This window comes from Lactobacillus sp. HBUAS51381 (assembly GCF_012641095.1).
Taxonomy (GTDB): Bacteria; Bacillota; Bacilli; order Lactobacillales; family Lactobacillaceae; genus Levilactobacillus.
This window is the reverse complement of record NZ_JAAVSC010000014.1, coordinates 25,360-38,705: the sequence shown is the minus strand read 5'-3', so window position 1 is coordinate 38,705 and position 13,346 is coordinate 25,360. Positions and strand designations below refer to the sequence as shown.

At 50.8% G+C, this 13,346-nt stretch carries 18 protein-coding genes and 1 other annotated feature; of the genes, 1 reads left to right on the top strand and 17 read right to left on the bottom strand.

Annotation, left to right across the window (positions count from 1 at the left end; translation table 11 throughout):
• Window positions 1-21 precede the first annotated feature (21 nt).
• From efp to HEQ50_RS06390, 13 genes are all read right to left on the bottom strand, one after another.
• A complete protein-coding gene (gene efp / locus HEQ50_RS06450) occupies window positions 22-582 on the bottom strand; it encodes an elongation factor P (protein ID WP_168899702.1) in 561 nt (186 codons plus the stop codon).
• Between the two features lie 77 nt (window positions 583-659).
• Window positions 660-1,724: a Xaa-Pro peptidase family protein gene (locus HEQ50_RS06445; RefSeq protein WP_168899701.1), complete on the bottom strand. Its 1,065-nt coding sequence runs from the start codon at window positions 1,722-1,724 to the stop codon at window positions 660-662.
• 275 nt (window positions 1,725-1,999) lie between these two features.
• A complete protein-coding gene (gene rpmA / locus HEQ50_RS06440) occupies window positions 2,000-2,293 on the bottom strand; it encodes a 50S ribosomal protein L27 (protein ID WP_269801535.1) in 294 nt (97 codons plus the stop codon).
• A gap of 24 nt (window positions 2,294-2,317) precedes the next feature.
• On the bottom strand, window positions 2,318-2,656 hold the full coding sequence (locus HEQ50_RS06435; protein ID WP_168899700.1) for a ribosomal-processing cysteine protease Prp: 339 nt from the start codon (window positions 2,654-2,656) through the stop codon (window positions 2,318-2,320).
• Between the two features lie 26 nt (window positions 2,657-2,682).
• Entirely contained in the window at window positions 2,683-2,991 is a 309-nt protein-coding gene (gene rplU, locus HEQ50_RS06430; RefSeq protein ID WP_011667708.1) for a 50S ribosomal protein L21, read from the bottom strand.
• Between the two features lie 20 nt (window positions 2,992-3,011).
• Window positions 3,012-3,091 (bottom strand) — a sequence feature (ribosomal protein L21 leader region).
• A gap of 94 nt (window positions 3,092-3,185) precedes the next feature.
• On the bottom strand, window positions 3,186-3,839 hold the full coding sequence (locus HEQ50_RS06425) for a TetR/AcrR family transcriptional regulator (RefSeq protein WP_168899699.1): 654 nt from the start codon (window positions 3,837-3,839) through the stop codon (window positions 3,186-3,188).
• Window positions 3,840-4,191: 352 nt separating this feature from the next.
• Complete coding sequence (locus tag HEQ50_RS06420; RefSeq protein ID WP_168899698.1) at window positions 4,192-4,734, bottom strand: dUTP diphosphatase; 543 nt, start codon at window positions 4,732-4,734, stop codon at window positions 4,192-4,194.
• A gap of 12 nt (window positions 4,735-4,746) precedes the next feature.
• Window positions 4,747-5,688: a hypothetical protein gene (locus HEQ50_RS06415; protein ID WP_168899697.1), complete on the bottom strand. Its 942-nt coding sequence runs from the start codon at window positions 5,686-5,688 to the stop codon at window positions 4,747-4,749.
• On the bottom strand, window positions 5,681-6,559 hold the full coding sequence (locus HEQ50_RS06410) for an exonuclease SbcC (RefSeq protein WP_168899696.1): 879 nt from the start codon (window positions 6,557-6,559) through the stop codon (window positions 5,681-5,683). Before HEQ50_RS06410 ends, HEQ50_RS06415 begins: the two co-directional genes overlap by 8 nt.
• A gap of 407 nt (window positions 6,560-6,966) precedes the next feature.
• Complete coding sequence (glnA, locus tag HEQ50_RS06405; protein ID WP_168899695.1) at window positions 6,967-8,307, bottom strand: type I glutamate--ammonia ligase; 1,341 nt, start codon at window positions 8,305-8,307, stop codon at window positions 6,967-6,969.
• Window positions 8,308-8,351: 44 nt separating this feature from the next.
• Window positions 8,352-8,735, bottom strand: a complete 384-nt coding sequence (locus HEQ50_RS06400; RefSeq protein WP_168899694.1) for a MerR family transcriptional regulator — start codon at window positions 8,733-8,735, stop codon at window positions 8,352-8,354.
• A gap of 126 nt (window positions 8,736-8,861) precedes the next feature.
• On the bottom strand, window positions 8,862-9,779 hold the full coding sequence (gene miaA, locus HEQ50_RS06395) for a tRNA (adenosine(37)-N6)-dimethylallyltransferase MiaA (protein WP_168899693.1): 918 nt from the start codon (window positions 9,777-9,779) through the stop codon (window positions 8,862-8,864).
• Window positions 9,764-10,531: a glycerophosphodiester phosphodiesterase gene (locus HEQ50_RS06390; RefSeq protein WP_168899692.1), complete on the bottom strand. Its 768-nt coding sequence runs from the start codon at window positions 10,529-10,531 to the stop codon at window positions 9,764-9,766. The genes miaA and HEQ50_RS06390 overlap by 16 nt, the downstream gene beginning before the upstream one ends.
• Window positions 10,532-10,684: 153 nt before the next feature.
• Between HEQ50_RS06390 and HEQ50_RS06385 the strand changes: the two genes are divergently transcribed.
• Window positions 10,685-10,861 (top strand): DUF3042 family protein, encoded by a 177-nt coding sequence (locus tag HEQ50_RS06385; protein ID WP_083478194.1) that lies wholly within the window; start codon window positions 10,685-10,687, stop codon window positions 10,859-10,861.
• A gap of 97 nt (window positions 10,862-10,958) precedes the next feature.
• On the opposite strand, the gene HEQ50_RS06380 is transcribed toward HEQ50_RS06385, so the two are convergent.
• From HEQ50_RS06380 to HEQ50_RS06365, 4 genes are read right to left on the bottom strand one after another with little or no spacing between them, the layout of a single operon-like run.
• Window positions 10,959-11,372 carry a rhodanese-like domain-containing protein gene (locus HEQ50_RS06380; RefSeq protein ID WP_232842701.1) on the bottom strand — a complete coding sequence of 138 codons (414 nt, stop codon included), beginning with the start codon at window positions 11,370-11,372 and terminating at the stop codon, window positions 10,959-10,961.
• Window positions 11,373-11,404: 32 nt separating this feature from the next.
• Window positions 11,405-12,376, bottom strand: a complete 972-nt coding sequence (locus HEQ50_RS06375) for an ROK family glucokinase (RefSeq protein WP_168899691.1) — start codon at window positions 12,374-12,376, stop codon at window positions 11,405-11,407.
• A 3-nt stretch (window positions 12,377-12,379) separates the two neighbouring features.
• Window positions 12,380-12,610, bottom strand: a complete 231-nt coding sequence (locus HEQ50_RS06370; RefSeq protein ID WP_168899690.1) for a YqgQ family protein — start codon at window positions 12,608-12,610, stop codon at window positions 12,380-12,382.
• A 42-nt stretch (window positions 12,611-12,652) separates the two neighbouring features.
• On the bottom strand, window positions 12,653-13,324 hold the full coding sequence (locus HEQ50_RS06365; RefSeq protein WP_211089238.1) for a rhomboid family intramembrane serine protease: 672 nt from the start codon (window positions 13,322-13,324) through the stop codon (window positions 12,653-12,655).
• Between the last annotated feature and the right edge of the window lie 22 nt (window positions 13,325-13,346).

The following is a 13,346-nucleotide window of genomic DNA, read 5'->3' as shown; positions in this document are numbered from 1 at the left end:
ACTGTTTAAACGTTTAAAAACTTAGGCACGAGAAATGTAGGTCCCATCGGTCGTGTTGATGGAGAGCTTGTCGCCTTCGTTAACGAAGAATGGCACTTGAACGACTAAGCCGGTGTTCATCGTTGCTGGCTTGGAGCCACCAGAAGCGGTGTTTCCCTTGATACCAGGTTCCGTTGCCGTCACTTCTAAGACGACCGTGTTTGGCACTTCGATACCCAAGACTTCGTTACCGAATTGTACCAAGTCAACGTTCATATTTTCTTGTAAGTAAGGCAGTTGGTCCTTGATTTGTTCGTCAGGCACTTCGATTTGTTCGAAATTGTCGGTGTCCATGAAGACCCGGTTGTCGGCGTCTTCGTACAGGTATTGCATCGAACGCGTTTGAATATCGGCACGTTCCATCTTAGCACCGGCACGGAAAGTCTTTTCTTGAACGGCACCAGTCCGCAGGTTCTTCAGTTTTGAACGAACGAAAGCGCCACCCTTACCTGGCTTAACGTGTTGGAATTCAATGATCCGCCAGATTGCGTGATCGACTTCAATAGTTAAACCGTTTTTAAAATCAGCAGTAGAAATTGCCATAATGTGTTCAGCCTCCTAAAATATGTCCTCTTTATAATATCAATTCTTACCCATAAAAAGCAAGACGGGCGCGTTACTTACAGAATAATTAAATTCCGGGGCGCCGTGGTCAGCGTTTCATGACCAGTTGGCGTAACTAACAAATCGTCCTCAATCCGTAAGCCACCCTTGCCCGCGAAGTAGACCCCGGGTTCTACCGTGATCACCTCGTTGGCCGTCATGACGTCCGGCCAGCCGCGGCCGATATTCGGGCCTTCATGGATGTCCAGTCCGATTCCGTGACCAGTCCCGTGGATAAAGGCATCACCCATCCCCTGTTCGGTCAGGTAGTCGCGGCCAATCCGATCCAGCTCACCACCCGTCACCCCGGGTTTAACGGCGGCCATAATCTTCTCTTGCGTTGTCTGCACAGCTTGGTAGGCGGTCTTCAACTGCTCGCCCGGATCGCCTAAAGCCACCGTGCGAGTCACGTCGGAGGTATAACCGTCGACGTAAAACCCGCAGTCGATGGTTACCATCTCGTGATTGGCTAACGGTTTATCGCTAGCCGAACCATGGGGCCAAGCGGACCGTTTACCACTGGCCACGATGGTCTCAAAGCTGGTCCCGGTCGACCCGTGATCGGCCATCCACCGTTCCAGCCACTGAGCGGCCTGACGTTCGGTCAACCCCACGTGGAGCTGGTCAAAGAGAGCCGTTACCCCTTGACTGGTCAGCGCCGTTGCCTTGCGAATCGCCGCAATCTCGGCCGGTTCTTTGATCTGGCGTAATTGATCGACCACTCCGGCCAGTGGCACGATATCCGTCAATAAATGCTCGTCTAACCACTGATACTCGCTTAACGGTAAACTATCCTCAATTCCCAAGACGGTCGCCCCAGCAGCCTGTAAATGGTCGTTAGCGGCCTGCAGATAGTCCCGCGTAATTGCCAGTGGCATGTCCGGAATCGTGGTCTTCAATTCCGTCAGGTAGCGCGCATCCGTGATAAACACGGCATCCTTAGCCGTCACTAACAGATAACCATCGCCACCCTCAACGCTAGCGCCCGCCAGATATTGTTGATTACTGGCATTGGATACCAGAAAACTATCAATACTCAGTCGATCAAATTGTGCTTGTAACCGTTCGATTCTAGTCGCCATACACCCAACTCCTTTGCCATTATAGAGATGAATTGATTGTTGCCAAAATCATAACTTGTTAATCCCGGCCGTCTTGTCAGAGACCTGCCAAACGCCGGGCTCACCCTGACCAGTACGGTCATCTTTATCTTCATCGCGTCACGATTAAAGTTATGTAACCGACCAAATGGCCGACCTCATCAGCGATGATCTAGACACTTAGAGAGAAGAAAGAAGAGCTCAAAGCGAATTGGTCTCGCCTCAAGCTCTTCAGTCGTTACGAGGAAAACCTCGTGTTATTTAGCTGCTTCTTCTGCAACTGGGTATACGGATACTTGACGCTTGTCACGGCCCAGACGTTCGAATTTAACGACGCCAGCAACCTTAGCAAACAACGTATCGTCACCACCACGGCCCACGTTCAAGCCAGGGTAGATGTGCGTCCCGCGTTGACGGTAAAGGATAGAACCACCGGTAACAGTAGAGCCATCAGCAGCCTTCGTCCCAAGACGACGACCAGCAGAGTCACGACCGTTAGCAGTAGATCCACCACCTTTATGGTGAGAGAAGAATTGTAAGTTCATGTTCATCAGCATAAGTTTCACCTCCGCAAATTAATCTTTGGTTTCTGCGAATTTAACAAAATCCGCGTAATTTGTGGCGACATCTCTTAACCCATCCTCAAAACTCTGGAGGAGCGTTTGTCCCTTAAGTTCAGCCGTTGCTTCCAGCTTTGGTGGGAGGTGGACTTCCAGAAAGCCACCTTCCTGATCACGATTGTCAACCTGCACCGGAATCTCAGCGATGCGTTGCAGGCTATTGACCGTCGTAATCGCAAGCACCGAGACTGCGGCACAAACGATGTCTTGACCATACTCACCTGAGTCAGCATGGCCAGTGATTTGGAATGAATCGATTCGGTTAGTTCCATGATGGAACGTCGCGTGAATCATTGAGATCGCCTCTCTAATCTTTAGGCTTAAGCGTTGATAGCATCAACGACAACCTTAGTATATGGTTGACGGTGACCCTTCTTCGTATGTTGGCCCTTCTTGGCCTTGTACTTGAAAGTAACAACCTTCTTTTCCAGACCCTGCTTTTCAACAGTCCCGGTAACAGTTGCACCTGCAACAGTTGGCGTTCCAATCTTAGGCGTATCGCCGCCGACAAAGACAACTTGGTCAAAAGTAACCTTTTCACCAGCTTCAACGTTCAACTTTTCGACGTAAACAGCTTGGCCTGCTTCGACCTTGTACTGCTTGCCGCCAGTTACGATAATTGCGTACATGTGTGTGCACCTCCTTATATATATAGACTTAGACTCGCCGAAAACAAGTGCTCCGCAAGCGGAAAACTTAATGACTCGTCCCGAGCGGTTGCAGCTGTGGAAGTCCACAAATACAACATGAAAATTATACTTGATGGGCCATCCCACGTCAAGCTTTATTTTCAATGCCCTCAAAATCGACGTCCCAGCAACGACTAACGCTGGAGACTCGCCGTGAGAAACCATTGGCTCAGTCGCGTCGCCTGTGGACTCGGTAACAAGTCGGCGAAGGTACGGCCTAAATGCTCGTAGCCAAATCGCCGATCGTCGGCCAACCACTGCATGACCATCCCCATAAACGCGGAGGCCAGGTAGCTTGCCGGAATTTCATTTTCTGTCGGTGGAAAGTTCTGTTGATTTCCCTCAAGGTGGCGACCAAATTGAAATAGCTTCTGAATCAACGTGTCCAATAAGAGCCGACGAAACTGGGGGAATTGCGCGTCAAACAGTGTGGTCAAGATCTGATGGTGCCGGTCGGCAAACTGAAGCCCCGCCTTCAAGTCAAAACCGACCACGCGAATCACGTCGTCTGAAGCTGTTGGATCGGTAATGGCCGTCACCATTTCCGCGTGTTCAAACCATTCAGTGATGAGTTGCTTTTCGGTCTGTAAGAGAAAATCATTTTTATCTTTATAGTGTAAGTAAAAGGTCCCGCGTGTAATCTGTGCCGTCTTGGTTAACGACTGCACGGAAACTTCCTTTAGTTGATGGTCCTTGAGTAAGGTACTGAGCGCTTGACGAAGTCGTTCGTTAGTCCGAACGACCCGTGGATCGATATGACTAATGGTAGTCCCCTCCCTGTGATGCAATTTTAAATCGTTAATGGTCGCTGTCGCTTTACCGCCAAAGGACCGATGAACCGGCGATGAACTGAGTCATCGACAAGTATGCGTTAACCGGCAACGACGCTTGTTTTAGTGGGCTAAAACCGATAATTGGCTAGCGTGCCTTACCCGATCCTGATCGTTAGTATCAAGCGGCGCCAGGCTATCCTTCAGTTAGCAGTCCTTGCATTTTACCAGTCTGTCACTAAAAACACCAGCCGTCTTGTCCTAATCCCACCGGATGGGTCACTGCTTGCGACTGGCTGTAAACTGATGCCAGCATTCTCGTATACAAAAGGGGTCGACCTTGGAGACGACCCCTTTTGCTGGGTAACTGTTAATAATCATTGGCCTGACGATCCAGATTAACCTGGCGTTTGGCTTCGTAAGCGGCTTGAATCTCGTCTTGCTGGAAACCCAGATCGACGAATCCCCACTTCAAGAAGAGGCGCCAAGCATGGCGAAAGTCCTCTTGTCGGTGGTCGAAATGACTATTAAATAGCATCCGCTTTAAAATTAAGTATTGTTGGTCTAAGTCCTTGGCCGGGCGGCTCTTCTCCAACCCCGTCAAGTCTTCTTCGGTGATCATGATCAGATGCGTCCAGGTCTTCTTTGCGGCAACCAGAAAGAAGAAGTCCATGGCATCCGTATATTCCGTCAGCAGCGTCTGCCGCGGCGTTTGGCCCTCATCGGCCTTGCCGCGGTGGGTCTTCCACACCTTGAACCACTCGGACGTGTTCGCGGTCTCCGCAAGCTCGACATCCAATGCCACGTAAGCATTTTCAATCTGAACCTTACGCGGTAATTCGATATCGCGATCCCGCGTAATCTGTTCGTCCAAGGCGATGGACTGCTGCACCAATTTTGCTAACTCTAACACCGACTAGGCCTCCTAACCGAAGATGAGCGGGTCCGACTTGATTTCCAGATCCGTCAGATTCTCTAAGTACCAATCCCGCATGAACGGGTATTTCAAGAGCACGTCGAACCAGGAAATCTTCTGCTCATCATCGTGAACAGTGAGCACCCATTCCGGTTGACCCGCTAACTGATTGTTGAAAATATCAACCACAACGCCCTCATCCAACGCGATCTCGGCCCCATTGCCGTTCACCCCGTTGGTCAGCATGTAGTCGTTCTTGGCCGCCGCCACGAACAACCGGTCAACGATACCGGCTGGCAGATCGGCGGCACGAACCGCATAGTTCTGCCGGTTAGCCGCATCCAAGATGTTGAAGTCCACGGAATAGCCGTAGTCTTCCTTCAGATAACGGGCAAAATCGAGCAAGACCTGAACGGATGTCTTCACCGTTTCGGCCGGCACCGTGTCGTGCAGGTCAATGATAAATAACTGGGTTAACGCGTGGCTGTTGAAGCGGAACATTTTTCGTTCCAGATTCAGGTAAAACAGGGATTGTCCCGTTGCCCGTTCACGGTAGAAGACGCCCCCATTTTCGGAAGTCTCCACCCGAAAATTAAACGTGCCCCGGTCACCTAACGTGGTCAATTGCTGGGTTAATTCCTCACGGTGATCCCGCGACTGCAAGATCACTTGGCTTCCTTGATCGTGCAGTTCCAGCATCCGTGACATAAAGAGCAGGTAATAGTCGGCGTTGCTGTACTGGTGGGGAAAAGTCACGTAGTCGGAATCGAGCTTAAAGTCCGCTAGCTGGGTCGCGGCATCGACCAATTCATTCGGATCGGTCGTCCGGATGAGTTGATCCATCAACTTGGTAAAGGTCAGCCCCGTCTGCAGGCCGTCCTTAATGGCTTCGTTATAGTTCAGCAGACGGCCACTGGTGGTTAGCGTAGACGGATCGTTTTCGTTAATCATCGACGGTCACCTCACCCTCGCTCTTGCCTAACAGGCTGTTCAAGTAATCAGCATACAAACTGGCATTGTGGGCCTCGAAATGTTCAAAATCATCGAAGGCGTCACGAATACTCTGCTTCTCGTAATTCAAGATGGTATCTTCCTTGGAAAGCACTAGGATTTTGTCATCATTTTCCTTAATTAACTTATGCGCGTTCAAGGCCTTTTCGTCGGCATCCGCCAGCTCGGTTAACTGGTCAATGATCTCTTGACGTTCGGTCTTCACCTTGCCGGATTCCCAAGGCATACTGCTCTTGCCGCTGTTTTCCTTCAACTGTTCGCGAAGCTGCGTCTTCTCGTTGTCCCGCTTGGGTTGTGCGTTGACCAGCTCCTGTAGCTTTTCGCTCTCGGCGGAAATGGCTTCAATCTTGGATGTATTGAGCCGTTGTCCTTGGCCTTCCAGTTCAAATGAATCCCGTAGCTTCTGGTATTCGGTCTTGTCGAACTCGAAACGAACGTTGATGACGTCTAAATCGCCAAACAAACGCCGGTCCCACCAGTTACCAAAGTAGATGTGGAACATCCCCGTGGTAAATTCTTCATAGTAAAAGAAGGGATAAATATGCCCTAAATAATCGATTAACTTATCACTCAAATAATGGCTAATTTGGGGATGAATATTGTCGACCAGTTCTGCCAAGTGGTTCACAGAGCGGTCAGCTCGCGTCTTCTTTACTTCTTGGTAATAGCGAACTTGATCAAGAAGTTCGTAGATTTTTCGGTCGTCACCATGCTGAACCGCTGCCTGCATCGTACTTAAGTAATCGAGTTTGTTGGCGATTACCTGCGTCAGGGCATCGGCCGCATTGGCTTGCTGTTCTTGATTTTCCATGGATTATCCCTCATTCTCATGTTCCCCAGCCTGTGCTGAAAACATTTGGTTATACGTTCATGTTACCAAAAAAAGGCGGAGAATAAAGCAGTTTCCCCTAAATTTGCCGGAAAACAATGAATTTTTTAACAAAATTGTATCGTTAGCTCCCGAACCAACCACTGAAATCCCATCGCCAGCGGATTGGCAAATTGGCGTTGTCTGGGCCATGCTGGATCTCCCACGACACGACGGACCACACGACGGGCCCAACGATGGTTTCCGACCATCCAGTCTATCACTCTTCAAACGACACGCCGGACAAATAAGACAAACAAAGAAGCCGCCCGCAGCGCAAGGCCGCAGACGACTTCCATTCTTATTCAGACCCGCGTCTAATCCGACCGCGTCCGTTTAAAACGTTCATTTTAATACAGTTCCAGGTACTGATCGCGTTCCCACTGGGAGACCTGGGTCCGATACGAATTATATTCCAAATTCTTCGCTTCCATGAAGCTTTGGAACAGGTGGTGGCCCATGGCATTACGCATCACTTCATCGGCCGCCAAGTCCTTCAAGGCGTTGTGCAGGGTATCCGGCAAGTTGGTGATGTGATTTTCCTGCCGTTCTTCCGCGTCCATCCGGTAGATGTTCCGATCAATCGCTTCACGTGGCGCTAATTGATTCCGTAGCCCATCCAAGCCGGCTTCCAATACCGCAGCAATGGCCAAGTAAGGGTTAGCCGCCGGATCAACACTCCGCAGTTCCAACCGCGTTGACAAGCCCCGAGAGTTTGGTACTCGGATCAATGGCGAACGGTTAGAGCCGGACCATGCCACGTAAACGGGGGCTTCGTAACCGGGAACCAACCGCTTGTAACTGTTGACGATGGGGTTACAGATGGCCGTGAAGCTCCGAGCATGCTTCAACAAGCCGCCTAGGAAGTGGTATGCATCCTCCGACAACTGCATGTGGCCCTTTTCATCGTAGAAGGCGTTGCCCTTATCGTGGAAGAGTGACATGTTCAAATGCATCCCTGAACCGTTGATCCCCGCCAAAGGCTTAGGCATGAAGGTGGCGTAGAGACCGTACTTGCGGGCAATCGTCTTCACGACCAGCTTAAACGTTTGAATGTTATCCGCCGCAGTCAAGGCGTCCGCATATTTAAAGTCAATTTCGTGTTGGCCAGGCGCCACTTCATGGTGCGCAGCTTCAACGTCAAAGCCCATTTCTTCAAGGGTTAAGACGATTTCACGCCGGCAATTTTCGCCCAAGTCCATTGGGGCCATATCGAAGTAACTCCCCTTGTCGTTGAGTTCCGTCGTGGGCTTACCATTTTCATCCATCTTGAACAGGAAGAATTCTGGTTCCGGTCCAATGTTGAAGTCAGTAAAGCCAGCCTTGCGCATATCGTTTAAGACCCGAATGAGGTTGTTCCGTGGATCGCCTTCAAATGGCTTGCCATCGGTCGTGTAAACCTCACAAATCACCCGGGCAATCTTACCGCGTTCCGTGCTCCAAGGGAAAATCATCCAAGTTGAAAGGTCAGGGTACAGGTACATGTCACTTTCTTCGATCCGCACGAAGCCGTCAATGGAGGAACCATCGAACATCAACTTATTGTCTAGCAACTTGCCCAGTTGGCTGATGGGTACCTCCACGTTTTTGATCGTGCCAAATAAATCGGTAAACATTAGCCGTAGAAACTTAACATTTTCGTCCTTTGCCATCTGGCGAATATCATCTTTGGAATAATCCCGTTTTGCCATTAAAATCGCTCCCTGTCAGTTTTGATAACTTCCTCTTGCGCCGGTTAAAGGGGTCGTTGCTGTAGCCCAGATTCCGGATGGCCCAATCCACCTTGCCGAATGAATTCATCCTGCAAGATGCGCCGGACATCCTCATCGGTCAGCGGTTGTTCCTGCGCCTCGCGTTTAGCCTGAGCCGCTGCGTGTTGTTGTTCGTAAATGGCCTTAATCCCAGCCACATTCACGCCATCCGCTAAATAATCCCGAATTTCAAGCAACCGGTCAATATCATTCAATGAATAGAGTCGACGATTACCATCGCTCCGTTCGGGAGAAATCAGGCCTTGAGACTCGTAGTAGCGAATCTGCCGGGCCGTTAAGCTCGTCAACTTCATCACGGTTCCCATTGGCAACACAGCCATTGACCGTCGTAACTCTTTCTCCTTCATGCAATTGGCCCCCTTTAACTATGACGCTATCATACCACCCCTAGACAGGGAGTCAAGAGCTTATGTCAGTTTTTATGACATGAACCGCAACTTTTGGCATAAACTTAGTTAATTTTCTATACCAAATTAAGACTGGAGCCACTCCGTAACCCGTTTTTCAATGATTTCGAGCTGTTCTGGATGCTGGACCAAATCATACCAAGTGGCCGTTGTTTGGTTCCGAAACCAGGTTAATTGTCGTTTGGCATAGTGCCGCGAATCCTGCTTAACCGCTTCGATGGCCGTCGGAAGCTTTGCCGGCGTATCCAAGACGGGGAGTAACTCTCGGTAGCCGATCCCCGTGGCCGCCGGCAAGTCACGTCCGCCTTGGGCCGCTAGCCAAGCCACTTCATCCAGTAACCCCGCCTGAACCATCTGGTCGACCCGGCGGTTAATGCGCGCATAGAGCAACTGGCGATCCGTATTCAACGCAAGATAGCGGTCGTCATACTGCGGCCCAGCATCTGCTTGATGGGAGAATGGCTGGCCCGTAACGGCAATCACCTCGAGGGCCCGGACCGTTCGCCGCACGTTGGTGACGGGAATCTTGGCCGCGGCCTGCGGGTCTTGGGCATTGAGCTGACGCCATAAATAATCGGCGCCCCGCTCTTGCGCGATGGCCCTGAATTTATCCCGGATCGCGGGATCACCGGGAGCATCGGCGCCCAGTTTGAGCCCATCAAATAAGGCCTGCAGGTAAAAACCAGTTCCCCCGGCAATGATGGGGAGATGTCCCCGCGCGATGATCGCCGGAATCAAGGCCTGCGCCGCCGTCACAAACTGGGCGACCGTGAACTGCTGGTCGACATCCCGAACATCGATTAAATGGTGGACGGCCTGGGCCTGTTCCGCCGGCGTGGCCTTGGCCGTCCCAATATCCAAATGCCGGTAGACCTGCATGGAATCACCAGAAATGATTTCGCCATTGAATTTTTGGGCCAGGGTAATGGCCAGCGCGGTTTTTCCCACGGCTGTTGGCCCCACGATTGCTAAGACTTTTTCCATGAATCGGACTCTCCTTGTATTTGCCGGCGTAAACGAACCGCCCGGGCGGGATAATCGGTAATGATTCCCGCAAAATGATGTTTGAAACAGTAGGTCATATCCGCGGTCGTGTTTACCGTCCACGGTCGTAGCTGCATGTGCGGCAGCCAAAACCGGTGCGCCTTCACCCACCGAATATCGGGGTGTAAATCCGCAACCTGGTGTAGACGCTGCATTCTTTTGGCCTGACGACTCGCCGTCTGGAAGAGCTTGGCATACTCCGCCTGGGGATAAAGCCCCCGCAACGTGAGCAATGACTGCGCTCTGAAGCTCGAGAAGACCAGCCGAAAGCCAATTGACTGGTGCTGAAAATAAGTGGCTAACTGCCGTTCAATCCCGGGATACGGAAATTTATTGGTCTTTAGCTCCAGGTTGAAGATTCCCGTGAAATGGTTGCGTTGGAGTAACTGGATCACCTCGTCTAGGGTCGGTATCCGGGTGCCCGCATACGCCGGGTCAATCCGAATCCCCGCATCCAACACCTTAAGTTGGGCCAACGTGAGCTCTCGCACCAATCCCGTGCCAGTGGTCGTGCGATCAACCTGCTCATCATGCATAATGATCATCTGATGGTCGCGTGACAGCTGGACATCCGTCTCAATGCCATCGGCCCCCGCATCCAAGGCCGCCTGAAAGGCCAGCAGGGTATTTTCGGGCCGGGTGCCCTTACTGCCACGATGAGCAATAATCTGGGTTGTTTGTCGGGTAAACACGGTTCCCACTCCTTTCGCAATGCTTAAAATCTAGCGTACCACAAAATCAACATTTTTTTCGATTGGCGTCTGCTAATCACTGGCTATTTACCGGCAAAACCAGCATAATGGAAACGGATAACCAATTAATTAAAAATGATGGGAGTCGATACGATGAAACATTTCACTAAGGGATTCCTCTTTGGCGTTGTCGCAACCGCGAGTGCTGTAGCTGGAGCCGTCTTCTCTTTCCGGAAAAAAGTGGTTCAACCCATTGAAGATCAAGAAGCCCGGTTTGAAGAAAATCGGAAGCGTGCCAACCGGAAGAGCCATTCTGCTCATAACGGTTAAGCTCCTCAGGAACCCGGAACGTATTCGGGTTCTTTTTTTGATCACCGATAATCCCCAGCAAAGAAGGACCCCCGGCCAATGCCGAGAGTCCTCATTTTTAGTACTTGGTTTTCTTCGTCTTACCTTCCCAACGGACGTAGCCACTCTTCAGGATAAAGATCTGTTTGAACCCATCTTTACCCAGCATGATGGCTGCCCGCGTGCTCATGGTCTTCCCTTGATCGTATAAATAGACCGGTAGATCCTTACGCAACTGATTGTGGTAAGCCTTGAACGTGGAATATGGAAAATTGCGCGCCCCCAAAATGTGTCCCGCGTCAAAGTCCTTCTTTTCGCGTACGTCGACGACTTGAGCCGTCCGAATACCAGCTTCAAAAGTTTCGGCGTCGATCAACTTAGCTACCCGGTTACGCCGGATAATCGTGGTCAACTGCCAGCCGCCCCACACGGCAATAAGAATGATGAGGACAATCATGTAGACCGTCCATCCTGAGATTGCACCAATAACCAAAACGAAATCTTCCTTCCTAATCCTTTAAATCATTAATTTGTTTTTTGGAACCGTAACGCTAACGACGCCGCACCAATAACTCCGGCGTCATTCCCTAGTTGTGCCAACCGCAGCTTGGTTGAATCCCGCACTGCCGGGAAGGCATTTTCTTGGAAATACCGCGTTGTGGGTTGTAACAGCGTGTTGCCGGCATTTGACACCCCACCACCAATGATGATGTTAGCGGGGTTCAAGATGTTGGCCACGTTAGCCAGGGCTAACCCTAAGTAGAAGGTCACCCGATCGACCACTTGGTTAGCCAGAATGTCTCCGTTGTCGGCTAAGTAGAAGACCATCTTGGACGTCACGCTCTCCTGATTGTCTTCCATTTCCTTCAAACGAGATGTGCCCATGAAGTCCTTGGCCATGTCGGCGGCAACGTGCACCACCCCGGTTGCTGAGGCGTATTGCTCCAAACAACCGCGCTTCCCACAGGTACACAGGTACCCGTTCGGCTGCACCGTCACGTGCCCGAGTTCACCGGCGCCACCGTTAATCCCGTGGAGCAAGTGACCGCCGGCGATGACCCCACCACCGACACCCGTGCCCAGGGTCACGAAGACAACGTCGGCATCTTTTTCACCGGCGCCCTTCCAGTATTCACCCAGAGAGGCCACATTGGCATCGTTATCTAAGATGAATTGGAGACCAATTCCGGCCTGAATCTGATCACGAACCTGTTGGCGCTTCTTCCAATTTAAGTTGAAGGCGCCAATTACAGTTCCATTTTCAATATCTACTGAGCCCGGCGTCCCCATGCCGATCCCGATGAAATCATCCTTGCTAAAGACTGAGTTACTAATGTGTTGGTTGATGGACTCGACAATGTTGGGAACAATGTGGCTTCCTTCGTCTGAAATATCAGTCGGGATGCTCCACTTTGCGAGGATTTCGCCGGCAGTGGAGAGAAACGCCATCTTTGTCGTGGTCCCGCCTAAGTCGATTCCAATTAAATTCCGTGCCATACTCTAAATCCCTCCAATGGATTGGTGTTGATCTTTTGCATGTTGTACTTCAATGCGGTGTTCATGTGTGAGAACCACCTTGGCCGCGACAAAGGTCTGATCATCGACTACCCGTGCTCGACGGAGATGATCCAATTCCAATGCCATGACTTCAATGTCCCACAAACGCTTGCCCACGTAGACATAAATACCAAATTTTTTAAGTAGCTGCTGAACATCATATAACGTTTTCATTGTGCCACAACCTCCGTGAAATTGCACGAGACATTTTCGCTTCTACTGTGCCATACCGTGCAGATACAACCATACCAATCCAACGACTAAAGCGACGGTCGCTACAACCCGCTTAACTACGCTAACTTTACCAATCCGAGGAACTCCCAGTGAATACGCTACCAAAAACCCAGCAACCAGACCACCAATATGGCCGGCTAAATCAATTCCCGGCGCGAATAGATCGAATAAAATATTCATCACCACGAAGGCCAAAAAAGTCTGGGTGAGTTGCCGAATCACGGGATTCTGCCAGAAGGATTCGCCCAACATCATGAACGCTCCAAACAGGCCGAATATCGCCGTACTGGCCCCTGCCGACAAACTATTCGAGAAACAGAAACTCGCGACGTTCCCGCCAACACCAGCTACCAGAAACAGCGCTAGGAATCGGGTATGGCCGAACGCTGCCTCAATCTGGATCCCCACGAAATACAGGGTAATCATGTTCATGAGGATGTGCGTAAACCCGATGTGCAGGAAGATTGGCGTGAATAGCCGCCACCATTCCCCCTGTTGAATCAAAACGTTGAGCTTGGCCCCAAAGGTAATCAGGACATTCACGTTGGTACTGCCACCATCCAAGGTCATCGCCCCATAGACCAGAACCATGATGACGATCAGTCCCACGGTCATGAAGGGATACTGATTGAGGCGGCTCAGTCGATATTTCATTTGCGCCACACTGCCGCTTCCT